Source organism: Riemerella anatipestifer ATCC 11845 = DSM 15868 (genome assembly GCF_000252855.1).
Taxonomy (GTDB): Bacteria; Bacteroidota; Bacteroidia; order Flavobacteriales; family Weeksellaceae; genus Riemerella; species Riemerella anatipestifera.
The window spans coordinates 647,086-665,382 of record NC_017045.1 but is presented as its reverse complement, the minus strand read 5'-3'; the positions used below and the strand labels follow the sequence as shown (position 1 = coordinate 665,382).

Sequence of the window (18,297 nt, the reverse complement as noted above, 5' to 3'; positions counted from 1 at the left end):
CAGATTTTTATTATTTTCTAAATTTATAAAAAAAAGGAATGTGAAAGTCCATTGTAATAACAAAAAAGAGCAACTTTCAATTTATCCCATAAACCGCCATTTTGCCAATACGATGTTAGGTGTATATTTTATTTTTTAAACAGAACACTTATATCTTTTTCGTATATTTTTAATAATTTTGGAAGAGCTATGCATTGGATATTTAATTCATTACACATTGCTGGAATCTTTTTAAATAGCTTATTATCATTACTTTCGGCGGTCTCTTCAGTAACAAGATAAACATCAGGTTCAGATTTCATTAAATTAAGACATAAAATTATCTGCTTTATGTCAGCGTCTTCGAGATGTTTGTTTTTACTAACTTCAAACTCTACATCTGTAATTTTTTTTCTTTGTACGGTAACTACAAATTGGTTTTCAAGCATCCTTAAGAATTTTGCTGGAGATGGAGCAAATAAAGTACCCGTTTTGTATGGAGTTTTTGACTTCTTTAAAAATGTTTTATCTGTCAAAAATGCCAATTGATTTAAAACTAATCCTTTAGCGTTGTATGTGCATTGTTCGTAAACCTTATCTATTATGATTATCTCTCCAATTTCTATTTTTTCTTTTATGAAATTGAATAGCAAATTTTCTTTGTCAAATGGTAAGTAATATCGAACCAACGACAAAAGTGAGTTAGTGTCAATTATTACTTTCATTGAATATATTTATTTAGTTTATCTGGGGTTATATTTAAGGTTTTACAAACATCAAATTCATTTATAACTCCTTCATAAAAAGCTGTTTGAATAGTAGAAATTAGTAATGGGGAATTTATAGGTTTGGGTACTGAACCACCCCTTTTAACTCCATTTTGTTTGTCTAATTCTTTTTGTCTTTGCTCCTCTAATTGTTTTAATCTAAACTGTTCCTCAAAATCAGACTTTACATTGTTATAATCTTTAGGAGATATTTGATTATTAAGTAAAAGTCTTGTGAAAATAGCTATTTGACTTAAATGTGTATTTTGTGATATTTTTTCAATTATTTTAAAATTATAATCATTTGCACTACTTGCTTTTTCCAGCTTATCAATTACATTACCATATTCTCCTGCAATAAAATAGAAAGCAAAATCATTACACCATTTTTCAATTTTTGATAAATTGTGGTTGGCTAAATCAGCTATTTCTAAGTTATCAACCTCTTCAATATTTAAAAGATAATGACCTAATTCGTGAGCCAATGTAAAAATTTCACGTCTAAAGGAACTTTGCTGTCTTTTTAATACGATTACATTCGGATTTAGAAAAAAACCATCAATGTTTGCTTTTTCTTTTTTATTCCAAGTTTCAATGAATTCAAAAACTAAAATGTTTTTTTCAGCAAATTTTGAAATCAAAGATTTTAAAAACTCTCTTAGATTTTGTTGAAATTCTGGATATAAAATTTTACGAATTTCTAAAGCAGTCTTTTTAGGACTTTCACTAGTTTTAAAAACAGGTAATACTCTATCAGTATTTATTTCAGCTAATTTTGAAATTGCTGATAGAGAAATTTTAAATTCCTCAAATTGATTTACTATTTTTTTTGCTCCAATATTTAAATCTGCATCAAATTTTGACTTTCTAAAAAATATACTAGCATCTTTAGATATTTCTGGAGACTTAGGGTCTAAATAGAAGTGTAGCCCTTTATTAAAAACTCTATCAATTCTTTTTAAATGACTTATCTTTATATTCTCAGTTAAAATTTCTTCTCTAGTGATAGGTTTTTTTAACCCATCACTAATTGACATAAGAAGCTCATCTATCGTCATATTGAATAATGATAGAAGGTAATCAAGTCTTTTTATGTTTTGTTCTACTTTCAAGAATCGAAATAATTATTTAATTGTGCGAAATTACAAATTATTTTTTTTAATACTAGCATTAGTAAACTTACGTCTAAAAAATGTCTTTATGCAAAAAGTACAATGCTACTGACTGAAAAGCCATATCTAAGCAAGTGATAATGTTTGATGCTGTCATTTTGTCATAAAAATAGGAGTGGCATATTCTTGGTAAAATTGGAGGTGTACTAAAAATGAATATTAACAAAAAAATACATAATTAAAATGAGTAAAATTATAGGAATTGACTTAGGTACTACTAACTCTTGTGTGGCAGTAATGGAGGGTAAAGACCCTGTGGTAATCCCTAATGCAGAAGGAAAAAGAACAACGCCTTCTATCGTAGCTTTCACTGAAGATGGTGAGAGAAAAGTGGGAGACCCTGCTAAAAGACAAGCGGTTACAAACCCTAAAAATACAGTTTATTCTATCAAGAGATTTATCGGAGCTAATTTTAAAACAGATGCTAACGAGGTGTCTAGAGTTCCGTATCAAGTGGTAGAAGGTTCTAACGATACTGTTAAAGTTAAAATTGGAGATAGAGAATACACGCCTCAAGAAATTTCTGCAATGATTCTTCAAAAAATGAAGAAAACGGCTGAAGACTATTTAGGTCAAGAAGTTTCTCGTGCGGTAATTACTGTACCTGCTTATTTTAACGATGCACAAAGACAAGCGACTAAAGAAGCTGGAGAAATTGCAGGGCTTAAGGTAGAAAGAATTATCAATGAGCCTACGGCAGCAGCTTTAGCTTATGGTCTAGATAAGGTAGGTAAGAAGGATATGAATGTAGTGGTGTTCGACTGTGGTGGTGGTACTCACGACGTTTCTGTACTAGAAATGTATGAGGTAGATGGTAACGCATCTTTCGAAGTAAAGGCTACCGATGGTGATACACACTTAGGAGGGGACGACTTTGATAATGTAATTATCGACTGGATGGCGGCTGAATTCCAAGCGGAAGAAGGTGTAGATTTAAAATCTGATGCTATTGCTCTTCAAAGATTGAAAGAAGCAGCAGAAAAAGCAAAAGTTGAATTATCATCTTCTACTCAAACAGAAATCAATTTACCATATATCACAGCTACAGCTTCAGGTCCAAAACACTTAGTTAAAACATTAACTAGAGCTAAGTTTGAACAATTAGCAGGAGATTTAATTCAAAGAACTATCGAGCCTTGTAAGTCTGCTCTTAAAAATGCAGGTATGAGCGTTTCTGATATTGATGAGATTATCCTAGTAGGAGGTTCTACAAGAATCCCAGCGATACAAGAAGCGGTAGAAAAATTCTTCGGTAAAGCTCCATCTAAAGGGGTAAACCCAGATGAGGTAGTGGCTATAGGTGCGGCTATCCAAGGGGGAGTTCTTACAGGAGATGTTAAAGATGTATTGTTATTAGACGTTACACCTCTTTCTTTAGGTATAGAAACTATGGGTTCTGTATTTACTAAGTTGATAGAGGCTAATACCACCATTCCTACTAAAAAATCAGAAGTGTTCTCTACTGCGGTAGATAACCAGCCTGCAGTTACCATCAGAGTAGGACAAGGGGAAAGACCAATGTTTAACGATAACAAAGAAATCGGTAGATTTGAGCTTACAGATATTCCACCAGCACCTAGAGGTGTACCACAAATTGAGGTAACTTTTGATATAGATGCTAACGGTATTTTGAGCGTTTCTGCAAAAGATAAAGGTACAGGTAAAGAGCAATCTATCAAAATTCAAGCATCGTCTGGTCTTTCCGATGAAGAAATTGAAAGAATGAAGAGAGAAGCTGAAGAAAACTCAGCAGCAGATGCTAAGAAAAAAGAAGAAGCTGACCTTATCAACAAAGCAGATGGACAAATCTTCCAAACTGAAAAGCAAATAAAAGAATTTGGAGATAAGATTTCTGCAGATAAAAAATCAGCGATAGAAACAGCTTTAGCTGAACTAAAAACAGCTTATGAAGCTAAAGATATGGCAAATATTAAAACTAAATCTGAGGCTTTAGATGCAGCTTGGATGGCAGCATCAGAAGAGTTGTATAAAGCACAAGCTGAAGCTCAAGGAGGAGCAGAACAAGCACAAGCTAATACAGGTAATGCTACAGATGATGTACAAGATGCAGATTTCGAAGAAGTAAAATAATAGTTGATTACTAACAATTAATAATAATCCGCTGTGAAATATAATTTTCACGGCGGTTTTGTTTTGTATGATGTATAGAAATTTTAACTTTGCACAATGTCACTATATAAAGTCTGTTTTATATCCTCGTGATAATGAAATCTATATTAGAATACATTCGTAAGCGTCTTAAACATTCTTTTGATAATATTCAGAATGAGCGTCTTAAGTATAATCTGTTACAAGCAATTCCCTTTTGGATAGCCTCTTTGCTTACGGGAGGTTTGGCGGTAATGTACGCCAAATTGTTTGAGTGGAGTGAACATTTGTTGTTCTCTCTATTAGCTTGGCAAGGTTGGCTCATATTTATACTCGCCCCGATTGGTTTTGTTCTTTCGTGGTGGTTGGTTCAGAGATACGCTCCGTATTCCAAAGGCAGTGGGATACCTCAAGTGATGGCTTCGGTATCATTAGCCACGCCGAGACAAAGACGAAAAATAAAGTATTTATTAAGTTATAAAATTATCATTATTAAAATATTATCAAGCATTATTTTGGTATTGGGAGGAGGAGCTATTGGAAGGGAAGGGCCTACGATACAGATAGCAGGCTCTGTGTTTAGGTTTATCAATCAAGTATTACCGAAATGGTGGCCTAAATTATCTATTAAAAATATGATAATGACGGGAGCAGCAGCGGGACTTTCGGCTGCATTTAATACTCCGTTAGGAGGAGTGGTTTTTGCGGTAGAAGAATTAGCCAAAACACACATCAATAACTTTAAAACGGCTCTTTTCACTGCGGTTATTGTTGCAGGCCTGACGGCTCAAACTTTGGCAGGTTCTTACCTTTATTTAGGGTATCCTAAGACGAGTGGGGTAGGTCTAGAGATTATACTTCCTGTAATTTTGGTTTCTTTTATTTGTGGAATTTTAAGTAGTAAATTTTCCCGTTTTATGTTGGCATTGAGTAAGTTTAGAGCTAAATTCAAAAATACTAGGCAACAGTTGGTGTTTTTAGTTTTAAGTGCTTTATTGATAGCCTTTTGTGCTTACTTTATAAATAGAGAAATCTTGGGTTCTGGGAAGGGTATTATAGAACGATTGCTTTTCAGCAATGATAAAACAGAACTGTGGTATATCCCTTTATTTAGAATGTTAGGTCCAGCCATTGCATTTACCAGTGGTGGTGCAGGTGGAATATTTGCACCTGCTCTTAGTGCGGGAGCGAGTTGTGGTGCATTTATTTCATCACTTTTAAATCTAACAGCCAATGAAACCAATGTAATTATTTTGGCAGGAATGGTTTCATTTCTTACAGGCATTACGAGAGCTCCGTTTACTTCTGCAATATTGGTGTTGGAAATGACGGATAGGCATTCGCTCATTTTTTATCTAATGCTTTCGGGAATGATTTCCTCAATATCTGCTTTGCTCGTGAGTAGAAATTCTCTTTATGACGAGCTTAAAGAGAATTACTTAGACGAATTAGAAAATAAATTTGGAACCCCTGTTTCTAATCAAAAACAAAAAATCCAAATGTCTGATTTAGGTAAAAAGAATACTTTATCAGATTGAACGATATAGTGTTTGTGTATGTGAAAAAAAAATATTAGTTTTGCACCTTGAATTTTAACATATAATATTAACATTATGAATCATTACGAAACTGTTTTCATTTTAACTCCCGTTCTGTCTGACGCTCAGGTGGAGGAAGCAGTGAAAAAATTTGAAGATCTTTTAAAAGATCAAAATTGCGAAATCGTAGCCAAAGAAAATTGGGGACTAAAAAAGTTAGCTTACCCTATTCAATTGAAGAAAAATGGTTTCTATACTTTGATAGAATTCAAAGGTGAAGGAACTATCGTGGCAGATTTAGAACTTGCTTTCAAAAGAGACGAGAGAGTTATCCGTTACTTAACTACAAAGTTAGACAAGCACGCTGTAGAGTATGCTGAAAAGAGAAGAGCAAAACTAAAATCTAAAAAAGCTTAATTTTTAACCCCTAAAAAAAGAAACTATGGCAATAGATGAAATGGCACAACAAGCCGCACAAGGTGGGGAGTCTGAGGTAAAATTCCTTACACCACTAGATATCAATACTAAATCTGAAAAAAAATACTGTAGATTTAAAAAATACGGTATCAAATATGTAGATTATAAAGATGCAGATTTCCTTCTTCAGTTCGTTAACGAGCAAGGTAAAATTTTACCAAGAAGATACACAGGAACTTCTTTAAAATACCAAAGAAAAGTATCTGCTGCTATCAAAAGAGCAAGGCATTTGGCACTTATGCCGTATGTAGCAGACTTATTGAAGTAATTATATAAGTTGCTGAATTAGTAAAATTAAAAATTCTAACTGTTTTAGGATATTTGGAAAGTCAACTATTGAGTTTGGATTCTAAACTTCTAAAACCTAAACAAGACAACAACAAACAATGGAAATTATTCTTAAAAAAGACGTAGAAAACTTAGGATTAGAGTTTGATACAGTAGATGTAAAGCCAGGATACGCTAGAAACTTCTTAATCCCTCAAGGATATGCAGTTTTAGCAACACCTAAAAATAGAGCGGTTTTAGCTGAAGTATTAGAAGCTAGAAAAGAAGAAGAAGCTAAATTAGTAGCTGCGGCTAACAATATTGTAGAGCAACTTAAAAAGACTTCTGTTTCTATCGCTGCTAAAGTAGGTTCTGGTGATAAATTATTCGGTTCTATCAACAATGCTAACTTAGCTGAAGAATTGGCAAAAGCAGGTGTTGAGGTAGATAAAAAATACATCAAAATCCCTGGAAATACTATTAAGAGATTAGGTAAGTTTACTGCTAAAGTAAGACTTCATAGAGAAGTAGAGCACGACTACGAATTTGAAGTAGTATCTGATGCTCCTGTAGTAGAAGCTCCTAAGGCTAAAGAAACTAAAACTGAAGAGGCTTAATTAGTAAAGTTTTTTTTATAATAGAAAAACGGTTGTATCCAAAATGATGCAACCGTTTTTATTTTTGATATTGTGTCTGCGTCATAATCCCCCAAAACTAATTTAATAGCTATACTTAGCGGACGAGCCACGGTTTTGTGGTAGCGAATAAAAAAATGCATAAATATTCTATATTTCTCTATATTTCCCTTAATCTGTCATTTCACAAAACGGATGTTGGTGATAGTACTTCTTTATCATTTGTATTTTTCTGCCATTTCATTAATTATTTTAGCGATTTCATCTCTGTAAGATTTTGGTGAAGTAACAATAACATTACTTCCATGAGAGAGAATTTCTTGTGTAAAATCATAAGTTGGAAAAAGTTTTACTTTAATTGTTAACTCTTTATCATTTTCTACTAAAATCTCTTGTGAATGATGAAGCGGCAGAGATTTAATGTATTTTCCTTGATGTGGTGTGAATGATAAAATTATTTCTTGAGGAGTTTCGTCTATTGTAGAAGAAACCCCAAAAGAATGGACGAAAGAATCTTCTATAAGATGAGTATAGCGTAATTGTCTTGTGTGATGTATTTCAACATTGGAAATGCGGTCAAATGCAAAGCTTTTGATTTTAGGCATTTCTAATTTTGGTTTTTTCCTTGTAGCAAGGAAATTTTCAAGATTTGTTTTATTATTAACTGAAAAATCAGTCGCTAAAAGATACCATCTGTTTTGATACTCTTTAATTGCGTAAGGAACAAGTACTCTTTTTTTAGGTTTGTTTTCTGTATATTTATGATAATATAAAGACACAACTCTACCACCTTTAATAGCTTTAATAAAAGTTGAAAAATGATATAAACCGTTAGGTTTTCGTTTTTCAAATAAAATAAATTTTGAATTTTTCTTGGATTTTCTATAGGCTTCAATAAGAAGAATGTTTTCTAAATCATATTCTTTTTCTTGTTCAAATTCATCTTTACTAATGGTAAATGTACCAAAAGATTTTTTGTATTGAGTTTCTAAACCTAAAAATTCAGCAATTAAAACTCGGTCTCTTTTGAATGTCTTCTCGCTGAATTTTAGATCAAGACCTTTTTCTCTGAACTTATCTTCAAGAAAAATTTTAGTTTCTTCGTAAGAAATACCTTGCTTTTTGTTTTTTAATAGTTCGGCAATGTAAAGTAAGCGATATATTTGTTCAATTTTTGCCATTCATTAAGTATTAGTTTATAATAAATTGATATCTGATACCAACTCCAACAAGCACAAAATATCTTTGACGGTTTAATTTCTATTTTTTTGCTTATCTAGTTTGGATATGAAATTTTCCAAATCATTCAATAGTTCAGAATTAATATCAGTATAGTTTTTGAATTCTTTACGAATAAACCAGCTACTGTGCGATCTATCATATGTTTCATCAAAAATTTGATTATAAAAATGTGCTTCTTTCAAATCTTTGAAGTTTGAATTACCATTTTTTCTCACACCGAATTCCCCATTATGTGGATTAACCCTTATGAGAATTTCATCATTGTTAATTCCGTCATAGATAATGTCTAGCCACTTTTTAGTTTCGTTAATTCTCAAATTGCCAAATTTTCGTTTAAATTTTTCGATATCAAATTTACTTCTGTTGCTTATATTTCTGTTTTTTACTTCTGAATTTTTCGATAAAGAATAGGGTTCTATATCTTCATCACTAAAAATTTTTTTCAACATATTACTTATGGCTTGGTTTTCTTCGTGGAAATTATTATATGACGGATGTGGAATACCATATGCTGTAGTGCCGTCTATTTCGCCTTTGACTATTAGGCGTTTTTTATATCCTTGTAGGATGGTCTTTGTGTTTTTAGCAATAGGATCTATTCCAGTACTAGTGCCTAAGACAATAATGATTTGAGGATTAATGATTTTAATGAAATCTAAAGTTAGAGATTTGCAGATATTTATAATATCAAAATCTTTAATGTTTTTAATATCATAAAATTTAGGAGTAGGAAAATACACATAATTCATAAAGTTGAAATCATCAGAAATACTTTTGAAAAAATCTATTTTCATCAGATTCTGATATATTCTCCATGTATTTTTATTGTTATTATACTCAGGATTTCCCTGAAATATTTTTTCATTTGTCAACTCTATTTCTTGAGGTTCTGTGTTTAAAACTTTTGTTCCATCATAACCATCTTGACTAGCAGGATTTAAACCAATGATTAAAACATTAGATTTCAAATTTAATTTTGCCTGAAAAGGATAAAAATCAAGTTTGTATTTTTCTAAAATTGGTTTTGCTGAGTTTTTTACTTTATCAGCCCAAACATTTAATTCTGTATTCATACCGTTATTTTTTTTAAATTTCAAAATAGGTTTCTCTGTATTTGCTGTCGCTTAATTCAATATTTTTCAATATTTCTTTTTTAGTTTTATCTGTGATTACTGCAAATATAAATTATTAAACGGACGAAATAAGTCCGCTTAAAATTTTAATTCAAAGAAATTTAACTTTTTTAAATGTTGAAATTTTTGCTGAGATTTGGTTTTTAACATTTCTGCTGATAGGGAAAGTATTTGTGAAGCGTGGATTAGTTTGAATTGATGGTTTAGCTTAGAACAATTGTAGCAAATATTTTTCAATGCTGCTAAATTAAAATAAAACTATAGAAGTGAAAAGTATTTTGCGAAAAAATATCACAGAGAAATTCCATTATTTCTTCAATTTCGCCTTTTTAATTATTAGCGGTGTTTATTTTTATATCTTTTGTTTCAAAATATTCTTCAAGAGAAGCTCCATATTCTGGATTTATTGGATTACAAAATGTGTGAATTCTGATGCTGTTATTTTTAACTGCATATAAATCATATTTGGTAATCAGTTTTAATTCTGGAATTTCTAATAAAATTTTTTCATTTTTTTGAGATATAAAAACTAAAAATGTTTTAACGAATGGAGATTCTTTTGTTATTGGAATGATTTTATGTTCAGTTTTGGGTAAATTCTCACCACTTTTTTCACTCCACTGTTCGTTATGAACGCCTGTTTTACTATTCACTAGAGAAAAAGAAATTTCAAAATTTTTGTAGTTTTTATAGACTTTTATTTCTTTTGACTTTTCTAGAGGAATTATTTTTAATGTCAAATGGATTGTATCTCCAATTTTATACTCAGTCTTGTCTGTTTCAATTATTCTTTTTGTTTGATAGAAATTATCATGATTACAGCCAATAAAAATAAAATATAAAGACTGTTAGAATGATTGAATTTAGTTTGTGTAGTTTCATAAGTTTAACCTAGCTGATAAGTCTCATAATCTCCAAAGCAACTCTTAAGGCTTCTGTACCGTCTTGTAGAGAGACTTCCACCTCTTTGTTATTGGTAATGGCTTCTGCAAAACTTTCTAGTTCGTCTAAGATGGCATTGTTAGGCTGTATGTTAGGATATTCAAAAATAATTTGGGATTTTTCGCCTTCGGCATTTTCAATAATCATATCAAAGTCAGAAGGGTTTTCAGGTGCGTCTTTCATTCTAATAACCTCCGCTTTTTTCTCTAGAAAATCCACGGAAATATAGGCATCTTTTTGGAAAAATCTGCTTTTTCTCATCGCTTTCATAGAGATTCTGGAGGTGGTTAAATTAGCAACACAACCATTTTCAAACTCTATTCTAGCGTTAGTAATATCAGGCGTTTTGCTTACAATACATACACCGCTAGCGTGGATATTTTTAACCTTAGATTTTACAAGACTTAAGAGAATGTCCAAGTCGTGAATCATCAAGTCTAGCACAACAGAAACATCGGTACCTCTAGGATTAAACTCTGCTAACCTATGTATTTCTATAAACATAGGGTTTTGTATGTAGGGTTTGGTAGCAATAAAAGCAGGATTGTAGCGTTCCACGTGCCCTACCTGTGCTTTAATACCTTTTTCGGTACATCTACGGATGATGTCTTCGGCTTGTTCTAAAGTTTGAGTTACAGGTTTCTCTATAAAAAAATGCTTACCGTGGTCTATTGCTTTTTGGGCATAATCATAGTGAAATAGAGTAGGCGTTACAATGTCCAACATCTCAATATCGTTGAGTAAATCCTCAAAATTCGGATAGTATTTATAGCCAAATTCGGCTTCTAGTCGTTTACCATTTTCTGTATCAGCATCGTAAAACCCTACCAAATTATACTTTTCTGACTGTTGTAATAATCTTAGATGTATCTTCCCAAGGTGTCCTGCACCTACTAGTCCAGCGTTTATCATAACCAAAATTTAAGTACTTCAAAGATACTAATCTATTTATTTATAGTGAAAAGAATAATTACAGTTTTTATCATTATTAGTGAATTGTAAAAAATAATTGATATTTAAAGTATTGTAATTTAGTCGTTTATGTTTAGTGTGGTCTGCTTGACTTGACAAAGGGGTTTCGTAAGTTGTATATTTGCAACCGCAAACGGAAAATCATTTTCCGTTTTTGTATTTAAAATTTAAACATATTTATATAAAATGAAAACTTCTGATTTTAATTTCAATCTACCACCAGAGCTTCTTGCGGAACACCCTTCGGAGCACAGAGACGAGGCAAGACTTATGGTTCTTAATAGAAAAAATCAAACCATAGAGCATAAACTTTTTAAAGATGTTATAGATTATTTTGATGAAAATGATTTGTTTATCTTTAATAATACTAAAGTTTTCCCAGCGAGACTATACGGAAATAAAGAAAAAACAGGAGCTAAAATAGAGGTTTTCCTTTTAAGAGAGCTAGATAAAGAAACTCGTGTTTGGGACGTATTGGTAGACCCTGCTAGAAAAATAAGAATTGGAAATAAGTTATTCTTTGACGAAGATGAGTCTTTAGTAGCTGAGGTTATAGATAATACAACTTCTAGAGGAAGAACATTAAGATTCTTGTACGATGGAAGCTACGAGGAGTTTCGTGCTAAATTAAAGGAGCTAGGAGAAACACCTCTACCGAAATATATCAAAAGAGAAGTAGAGCCAGAAGATGCAGAAAGATACCAAACAATCTATGCTAAAAAGGAGGGAGCGGTAGCAGCGCCTACTGCGGGGCTTCATTTCTCTAAACATCTAATGAAAAGATTAGAGATAAAAGGAATTAACTTTGCCGAAGTAACGCTACATGTGGGCTTAGGGACTTTTAACCCAATAGAGGTAGAAGATTTATCAAAGCACAAAATGGAGTGTGAAGAGGCGTTCATCGACCAAAAAAATGCGGATATTATCAACAAAGCTATAGATGAAGATAGACGCATCTGTGCAGTAGGAACTACTACGATGAGAACCATAGAAACTTCGGTTTCGTCTAATAGAAAGCTAAGTGCTTATCACGGTTGGACGAACAAGTTTATTTATCCTCCGTACGATTTTGCGGTAGCAGATTCTATGATTACCAATTTCCACACACCCAAATCTACCCTTATTATGATGATTGCTGCATTTGCAGGTAAAGATTTTGTAATGCACGCCTACGAAGAGGCAGTTAAAGAAAAGTATAAGTTCTACTCCTATGGAGATGCGATGCTAATCCTTTAAAAATATATAAATATAATTAACTTAAAATAAGGTAATGAGCCTTTTATAGAGGCTTGTTACTTTTTTATTACCATTCATTTCTGATTGATGAAAGACATTCGTACCCTTAGCTTAGACGAGCTTAAAGATTATTTTATTTCCATTGGTGAGAAGCCGTTTCGTGCCAAACAGGTTTATGATTGGTTGTGGAGTAAAAACGGGCATTCTATTGAGGAAATGACAAACCTTTCCAAAAACCTTAGAGAAAGGATAGCTCAAGACTTTGTAATTAAACCCGTAAAAGTAGATTTGCTCCAGAAAAGTAAAGACGGAACCATAAAAAACGGCGTTAAATTACACGATGGGCTTATGGTAGAGAGTGTGCTTATCCCTACCGATACACGTACCACAGCTTGTGTTTCGTCCCAAGTAGGGTGTTCGCTTAATTGTGAGTTTTGTGCCACAGCAAGGCTAAAACGAATGCGAAATTTAGAAGTTGCAGAGATTGTAGATCAGGTGGCACTTATAGACCAGCAGAGTAAGGCGTATTTTGATAGACCGCTGTCTAACATTGTGTTTATGGGGATGGGAGAGCCTATGATGAACTATAAAAATGTAGTGGAAGCCATCAGAAAAATTACAGAGCCTGAAGGTTTGGGTATGTCGCCACGAAGAATTACGGTATCTACTTCTGGAATACCTAAGATGATAAAAATGTTGGCAGATGAAAATCTTAAGGTTAAATTAGCCCTTTCTCTACATTCAGCAATAGAATCTAAACGAAACGAAATAATGCCTTTTTCCACCAAATTTCCACTGACGGATATTATGGAATCTTTACAGTATTGGTATGAAAAAACAGGCTCTATTATTACCTTAGAATACTGTATTTGGAAAGGGATTAACGATACCGATGAAGATATAAAAGCACTTATAAAATTCTGTAAAAAAGTACCTACCAAGGTTAATCTGATAGAATACAACTCAATAGGCGATGGCAAATATGATAGGAGTAATCCTAAAGCCACTCAAAACTATGTAGAACAATTAGAACGACACGGCATCACGGTTATGATTAGAAGAAGCAGAGGAGGAGATATAGATGCCGCTTGTGGGCAATTAGCTAATAAGTCCACACAGGAGTAGTAGAAAAATATTTAATAAAAATAATCACCTTAATAACCAGTAGTTTAAGGTGATTATTTTTTTTATTTGCCAAATTATGGTATATTCTATATTATTTGCTTTACCTTTGTACCATCATTTAATGAAAACGGCTCCTTATGCCACTTTCTGATTAAAGTTTTTTAGAAGAATTATTCTTAATACTCCCTCAGTTTTTGTGTTTTTAGTTGCCATTATCAATAATAAATAATAGCATATTAAAACAAATAACAATCTAAAAAAACATTTAACACAACCTTATTATTATGCGAAGGTAGTGTTTACTTTACGCCAATAGTTCTTTGGCAAAATTATTTATGAATTTTACACAATTATCATTATCAAGCCCTATTTTAAAGGCAATATCTGACGCTGGTTACACAACCCCTACTGCAATTCAAGAAAAAGCAATTCCAACCATTTTAGAAGGTAGAGACCTTATAGGGTGTGCTCAAACGGGAACTGGTAAAACAGCTGCTTTCTCAATTCCATTATTGCAAATATTGTCAGAAACACCTAAAAAAGGCAAGTCTGTTAGAGCGTTGATTTTAACACCAACAAGAGAACTAGCTATTCAAATTCAAGAAAATATAGAACAGTATAGCAAGTTTTTGAATATAAAACATCTGTCAATTTTTGGAGGAGTACCTCAAGGGAAACAAGAAAGAGCCTTGAACCAAGGCGTAGATATTTTAATAGCAACTCCAGGGCGGTTATTAGACCTAATGCAACAAGGATTGCTTAGCCTATCTCAAATAGAAATTTTAGTTTTAGACGAAGCCGACCGTATGCTAGATATGGGATTTGTAAACGATGTTAAAAAAATCCTTACCAAAGTGCCTAAGAAAAGACAAACCTTATTTTTCTCGGCTACGATGCCTAATTCTATAAGACAATTTGCAGAAACTATCTTAGATAACCCCGCTGAAGTTACAGTAACTCCAGTATCTTCTACGGCTAAAACAATAGAACAATCTGTTTATTTTGTAGAAAAAAATGATAAAACCAACCTACTGATAAATATTTTAAAAGATACATCAGAGCTAAGGTCGCTTATTTTTACAAGAACCAAACACGGGGCAGATAGATTAGTAAAACAATTAGGTAGAACAGGAATTTTTGCAGCAGCAATACACGGCAACAAATCTCAAAACGCCCGTCAAAAAGCACTTAAAGATTTTAAAGATAACCGTATCAGTGTCTTAATCGCTACAGACATCGCTGCCAGAGGGATAGATATAGATGAGCTACCACAGGTAATTAACTACGAGCTTCCCAATGTGCCAGAAACTTATGTGCATAGAATAGGTAGAACAGGTAGAGCAGGAACTTCAGGGAATGCCATTTCGTTTTGTGGAACGGAAGAAAGAAAGGATTTGAAGAATATACAAAAGCTGATAGGCTTCACGATGAACACTGCACCTGCAATCTAATAAAAAAACAAAACTATGGGAGATACTTATTCTAAAAAAGAGAACGATAAGAAAAAACTTCAGAAGCTTAAAGAGAAAGCACTTAGAAGAGAAGAAAGAAAACATAATAACAATAAAGGTAAAAGCCTAGATGATATGTTAGTATATGTAGATGCCAACGGGCAAATTACAAATACACCACCAGATTTATCAGAAAAAGTAGAAATTTCGTTAGAAGATATTCAGCTAGGAGCAGCCCCTCACGATGTAGATGAAACCTTTAACAAAGGTACGGTAACTTTCTATAACGAAGAAAAAGGCTATGGATTTATCAACGACCACCGCTCCAAAGAAAGTATTTTCGTACACGCTAACCAATTATCCGAAGTCTTAAAGAAAGACGATAAAGTAAGCTACGAAAAAGAAAAAGGACCAAAAGGCTATGTAGCCACTAATGTTATCAAGATAAAATAAAAAATAATATAATTAACTTAAATTCAATTACAATGCAAGAAGGCACCGTAAAATTTTTCAACGAAACAAAAGGTTTCGGATTTATTACTCCATCTAACGGAGGAGAAGATGTGTTTGTACACACAAGTGGTTTAAAAACTAAAGTTCATGAAAATGATAAAGTAGTTTACGAATTACAACAAGGTAAAAAAGGGATTAACGCTGTTAATGTAAAATTAGCATAGTATCATCTTCTTTTTATCCTGAAAAAATAGCAACACAAACAGGATTAAATAAAATATAGCTAGTGAGAACCGTTTCATTTTTTGAGACGGTTTTTTTATTTTAGTACAAAAAATAGTAGATTATGAATTCCTTTGGAGAAGTATCTATTGATATAAATATCTCGTGTTTAGGTTACGTTATTTTATTTTTAGTAGCTATTAGCCTTGTTCCAGTTATATATCAAATTTATAGAACTATTAGAAAATATTTAAAAAAATAGAGAACAGCTAAAATTAAAAGTGTTTTTTAGTTGCGTTTGAATTATTACAGACACTTTATCAAGAGAAAAACTAGATAAATTGGTAGTCGTAGCTAGCTAAAATGTAACAGAAGAATTTAGTTTAGTATTTGGATAAAAAAATCCCTAAAATTTTAAATGAAATTGAAAAAATGAATTATGAAAAAAAAAGTTATCCATTATTTTATATCTTCTGTGTTGTTGCAAAGAACATTTTTATAGAAGCCTTTACAATTATAGTAATACAAATATGTTTACAATGAATAAAGTTCTGATTTTATATATAAGTCTTTTTATAGTTGAGATAACGAGTAGTTTTTTTTTTAGTTTTTTTTTATTGCAGTTTTGAAGAATTTAATTTGAAAGGAAGTTTTAGTATTACTATTTTATGGAATGTTTGGAGAGTATTATTTTATGGGGTTCCGTTTATAATACTGTATTTTCTATTATTTAAGTATATTAGGAATATTAACATATACAAACCATTATCATTCTCTCTATTTAACCTATTTGTTTATGTTGGTTTATCAATTTTAACAAGAGTTATTTGGGGTAAAAATATTCCGTTGCCACCAGAGGGAACAATGTTTTATGTAACATGTATAGCAACTTTCATAAGTCCCTTAGTTTTGGGACAGATACCATATTTTAAGAAACTAATAGAAAAATTGTGTATCAAATAATGATACTAAAACGAATTAAAAATATACTGTCAAACTGTCATAAAAAGTAAAAATAAGTTTCGGAGTTTTGTCGAACCTACGACGGAGACACGACGGAGCGATACGCAATAAAAAAAAGACTGCCAAAGTGGCAAATTCTTCCAATAGCTGAAGAGCATAATGCTTATTGAGATAAGCATTATGCATATCATTACACAGACTATTGGGGTAATATAAAGTCACCTTTGTTATAGAAATAGCAATGTATTAGTCTTACCGAGTAGAGCTACTATCCTTTATAAATACAAAAAAAGGGAGCTGTTCAGAACTCCCTTTCTTAGACTACAAATAAATCACTCCGCAGAGAGGAAGGGATTCGAACCCTCGATACAGTTACCCGTATACTACCTTTCCAGGGTAGCTCCTTCAACCACTCGGACACCTCTCTAAAATTGAGTTGCAAATATAGAAAAAATAATCTATTCTGCCATTTCTCCACAAATATTTTTGGAAAAAACATTGCTAAAACTTTCGTTAGAATACATAGGATTACCTACAATATGCATTGCTTTAGTAATTGCGGCTTCAGCGGTCATATCCTTACCACTGATAGCTCCTATTTCACTAAATATATTGCTGTTTTCGTACTTTCCAAAGGAGATTTCTCCCGAAATACATTGGCTAATAATCACGATTTCGGTATTATTATTTCTAATTCTTTTGAGAGTCTCTATGGTTTGTTTATTGTTGAAGATAGTTCCAGAGCCAAAAACTTGAAGAATAAGTACTTTAACATTATCTAAATTGGGCAGATAGTTCCAGTTCATACCAGGGAAAATCCTAAGGAAAAACACCTCTTCTGATAGATGATAATCTACACTAAAAATTTCAGATTTCGGTCTTAAAAGTACCTCTTTATCCACATTAAGATGTACGCCAGACTGCCCAAGTATTGGGTAGTTAGGACTGTGGTAAGCGTCAAAATATTCAGCGGAGTATTTAAGAGTTCTATTACCTCGTAGGAGTTTATATTCAAAATAGATGGCTACTTCTTGTATTACTGCTTTGTCATTTTCGTACAAACTGGCGTAGTAGAGGCTAGTTAGTAAATTTTCTTTGGCATCTGTTCTAAGGTCTCCAATGGGCAGTTGTGAACCAGTTAAAATAACAGGTTTGTCAAGGTTTTTGAGCATAAAACTAAGAGCAGATGCTGTATAAGACATAGTATCTGTACCGTGTAGAATCAAAAAACCATCAAATTCAGAATACTGTTCTTCTATGTATTTAGCAATAGTTTTCCATTCTTTTATGCCCATATCGGAGGAATCTACTGGAGTCTCAAAAGAAGTTACATGCACTTCACATTCCAGTAAGTTAATTTCAGGGATTTTATCAAAAATATGATTAAAATTAAAAGGGTGTAGACTACCAGTGGTATAGTTTTTTTCCATACCTATTGTCCCTCCAGTATAGATGAGTGATATTTTTCTTCTCATAACTAATTAAAACGCTCGTGCAAATATAATTAGATAAATTTTAAACAAACATCTTAGATGTGGATAATTATTATAGTTTTGTTTATCAGGTATATAAGACTTTTCTCCTTTTACCTCTATTGGGGAATGAAAAAAAAGT

General features: G+C 32.3%; 17 protein-coding genes and 1 tRNA gene. 10 read left to right on the top strand and 8 right to left on the bottom strand.

Annotation, left to right across the window (positions count from 1 at the left end; translation table 11 throughout):
• Nucleotides 1–128: 128 nt before the first annotated feature.
• Nucleotides 129–704 carry a DUF4411 family protein gene (locus RA0C_RS03265; RefSeq protein ID WP_004920096.1) on the bottom strand — a complete coding sequence of 192 codons (576 nt, stop codon included), beginning with the start codon at nucleotides 702–704 and terminating at the stop codon, nucleotides 129–131.
• The gene (locus RA0C_RS03260) at nucleotides 701–1,804 is read right to left on the bottom strand and encodes an ImmA/IrrE family metallo-endopeptidase (RefSeq protein WP_015345476.1); all 1,104 of its coding nucleotides are present in this window, start codon (nucleotides 1,802–1,804) and stop codon (nucleotides 701–703) included. Before RA0C_RS03260 ends, RA0C_RS03265 begins: the two co-directional genes overlap by 4 nt.
• 297 nt (nucleotides 1,805–2,101) lie before the next feature.
• On the opposite strand from RA0C_RS03260, the gene dnaK reads away from it, so the two are divergent.
• The 5 genes from dnaK to rplI all read left to right on the top strand — a co-directional run bounded on the left by dnaK (nucleotide 2,102) and on the right by rplI (nucleotide 6,926).
• Nucleotides 2,102–4,009: a molecular chaperone DnaK gene (gene dnaK / locus RA0C_RS03255; protein ID WP_004920090.1), complete on the top strand. Its 1,908-nt coding sequence runs from the start codon at nucleotides 2,102–2,104 to the stop codon at nucleotides 4,007–4,009.
• A 134-nt stretch (nucleotides 4,010–4,143) separates the two neighbouring features.
• Nucleotides 4,144–5,565, top strand: coding sequence for a chloride channel protein (locus RA0C_RS03250; protein ID WP_004920087.1), 1,422 nt, complete (start codon nucleotides 4,144–4,146; stop codon nucleotides 5,563–5,565).
• Nucleotides 5,566–5,640: 75 nt separating this feature from the next.
• On the top strand, nucleotides 5,641–5,982 hold the full coding sequence (rpsF, locus tag RA0C_RS03245; protein WP_004920082.1) for a 30S ribosomal protein S6: 342 nt from the start codon (nucleotides 5,641–5,643) through the stop codon (nucleotides 5,980–5,982).
• Between the two features lie 25 nt (nucleotides 5,983–6,007).
• Complete coding sequence (gene rpsR, locus RA0C_RS03240; protein ID WP_004920080.1) at nucleotides 6,008–6,310, top strand: 30S ribosomal protein S18; 303 nt, start codon at nucleotides 6,008–6,010, stop codon at nucleotides 6,308–6,310.
• Between the two features lie 118 nt (nucleotides 6,311–6,428).
• A complete protein-coding gene (gene rplI, locus RA0C_RS03235) occupies nucleotides 6,429–6,926 on the top strand; it encodes a 50S ribosomal protein L9 (protein WP_004920078.1) in 498 nt (165 codons plus the stop codon).
• Nucleotides 6,927–7,162: 236 nt separating this feature from the next.
• Here rplI and RA0C_RS03230 read toward each other — a convergent pair whose 3' ends face one another.
• The 4 genes from RA0C_RS03230 to RA0C_RS03215 form a co-directional block, all read right to left on the bottom strand.
• Nucleotides 7,163–8,125, bottom strand: coding sequence for a helix-turn-helix transcriptional regulator (locus RA0C_RS03230; RefSeq protein ID WP_004920072.1), 963 nt, complete (start codon nucleotides 8,123–8,125; stop codon nucleotides 7,163–7,165).
• A 72-nt stretch (nucleotides 8,126–8,197) separates the two neighbouring features.
• Nucleotides 8,198–9,259 (bottom strand): hypothetical protein, encoded by a 1,062-nt coding sequence (locus RA0C_RS03225; protein ID WP_004920067.1) that lies wholly within the window; start codon nucleotides 9,257–9,259, stop codon nucleotides 8,198–8,200.
• Between the two features lie 389 nt (nucleotides 9,260–9,648).
• Complete coding sequence (locus RA0C_RS03220) at nucleotides 9,649–10,059, bottom strand: hypothetical protein (RefSeq protein WP_004920065.1); 411 nt, start codon at nucleotides 10,057–10,059, stop codon at nucleotides 9,649–9,651.
• A gap of 151 nt (nucleotides 10,060–10,210) precedes the next feature.
• Nucleotides 10,211–11,173, bottom strand: coding sequence for a Gfo/Idh/MocA family protein (locus tag RA0C_RS03215; protein ID WP_013446801.1), 963 nt, complete (start codon nucleotides 11,171–11,173; stop codon nucleotides 10,211–10,213).
• Between the two features lie 246 nt (nucleotides 11,174–11,419).
• Between RA0C_RS03215 and queA the strand changes: the two genes are divergently transcribed.
• From queA to RA0C_RS03190, 5 genes are all read left to right on the top strand, one after another.
• Nucleotides 11,420–12,469: a tRNA preQ1(34) S-adenosylmethionine ribosyltransferase-isomerase QueA gene (gene queA, locus RA0C_RS03210; protein WP_013446800.1), complete on the top strand. Its 1,050-nt coding sequence runs from the start codon at nucleotides 11,420–11,422 to the stop codon at nucleotides 12,467–12,469.
• An 87-nt stretch (nucleotides 12,470–12,556) separates the two neighbouring features.
• On the top strand, nucleotides 12,557–13,594 hold the full coding sequence (rlmN, locus tag RA0C_RS03205; RefSeq protein WP_004920056.1) for a 23S rRNA (adenine(2503)-C(2))-methyltransferase RlmN: 1,038 nt from the start codon (nucleotides 12,557–12,559) through the stop codon (nucleotides 13,592–13,594).
• Nucleotides 13,595–13,929: 335 nt separating this feature from the next.
• Nucleotides 13,930–15,045 carry a DEAD/DEAH box helicase gene (locus RA0C_RS03200; RefSeq protein ID WP_004920053.1) on the top strand — a complete coding sequence of 372 codons (1,116 nt, stop codon included), beginning with the start codon at nucleotides 13,930–13,932 and terminating at the stop codon, nucleotides 15,043–15,045.
• A 15-nt stretch (nucleotides 15,046–15,060) separates the two neighbouring features.
• Nucleotides 15,061–15,498 (top strand): cold-shock protein, encoded by a 438-nt coding sequence (locus RA0C_RS03195; protein WP_004920050.1) that lies wholly within the window; start codon nucleotides 15,061–15,063, stop codon nucleotides 15,496–15,498.
• Nucleotides 15,499–15,530: 32 nt separating this feature from the next.
• Nucleotides 15,531–15,722, top strand: coding sequence for a cold-shock protein (locus tag RA0C_RS03190; protein ID WP_004920047.1), 192 nt, complete (start codon nucleotides 15,531–15,533; stop codon nucleotides 15,720–15,722).
• A gap of 1,301 nt (nucleotides 15,723–17,023) precedes the next feature.
• Here RA0C_RS03190 and RA0C_RS03185 read toward each other — a convergent pair.
• Nucleotides 17,024–17,110: transfer RNA gene (locus RA0C_RS03185), tRNA-Ser, on the bottom strand.
• A gap of 31 nt (nucleotides 17,111–17,141) precedes the next feature.
• Nucleotides 17,142–18,158 (bottom strand): asparaginase, encoded by a 1,017-nt coding sequence (locus tag RA0C_RS03180; protein ID WP_004920039.1) that lies wholly within the window; start codon nucleotides 18,156–18,158, stop codon nucleotides 17,142–17,144.
• Nucleotides 18,159–18,297 lie beyond the last annotated feature (139 nt).

Bases quoted from the DNA above. Each gene is read 5' to 3' on its own strand.
- RA0C_RS03265 (WP_004920096.1), bottom strand. From the start codon at position 704: ATGAAAGTAATAATTGACACTAACTCACTTTTGTCGTTGGTTCGATAT.
- RA0C_RS03230 (WP_004920072.1), bottom strand. From the start codon at position 8,125: ATGGCAAAAATTGAACAAATATATCGCTTACTTTACATTGCCGAACTA.
- rplI (WP_004920078.1), top strand. From the start codon at position 6,429: ATGGAAATTATTCTTAAAAAAGACGTAGAAAACTTAGGATTAGAGTTT.
- RA0C_RS03225 (WP_004920067.1), bottom strand. From the start codon at position 9,259: ATGAATACAGAATTAAATGTTTGGGCTGATAAAGTAAAAAACTCAGCA.
- RA0C_RS03215 (WP_013446801.1), bottom strand. From the start codon at position 11,173: ATGATAAACGCTGGACTAGTAGGTGCAGGACACCTTGGGAAGATACAT.
- RA0C_RS03250 (WP_004920087.1), top strand. From the start codon at position 4,144: ATGAAATCTATATTAGAATACATTCGTAAGCGTCTTAAACATTCTTTT.
- RA0C_RS03260 (WP_015345476.1), bottom strand. From the start codon at position 1,804: ATGACGATAGATGAGCTTCTTATGTCAATTAGTGATGGGTTAAAAAAA.
- dnaK (WP_004920090.1), top strand. From the start codon at position 2,102: ATGAGTAAAATTATAGGAATTGACTTAGGTACTACTAACTCTTGTGTG.
- RA0C_RS03200 (WP_004920053.1), top strand. From the start codon at position 13,930: ATGAATTTTACACAATTATCATTATCAAGCCCTATTTTAAAGGCAATA.
- RA0C_RS03195 (WP_004920050.1), top strand. From the start codon at position 15,061: ATGGGAGATACTTATTCTAAAAAAGAGAACGATAAGAAAAAACTTCAG.
- rlmN (WP_004920056.1), top strand. From the start codon at position 12,557: ATGAAAGACATTCGTACCCTTAGCTTAGACGAGCTTAAAGATTATTTT.
- queA (WP_013446800.1), top strand. From the start codon at position 11,420: ATGAAAACTTCTGATTTTAATTTCAATCTACCACCAGAGCTTCTTGCG.
- rpsF (WP_004920082.1), top strand. From the start codon at position 5,641: ATGAATCATTACGAAACTGTTTTCATTTTAACTCCCGTTCTGTCTGAC.
- RA0C_RS03190 (WP_004920047.1), top strand. From the start codon at position 15,531: ATGCAAGAAGGCACCGTAAAATTTTTCAACGAAACAAAAGGTTTCGGA.
- RA0C_RS03180 (WP_004920039.1), bottom strand. From the start codon at position 18,158: ATGAGAAGAAAAATATCACTCATCTATACTGGAGGGACAATAGGTATG.
- rpsR (WP_004920080.1), top strand. From the start codon at position 6,008: ATGGCAATAGATGAAATGGCACAACAAGCCGCACAAGGTGGGGAGTCT.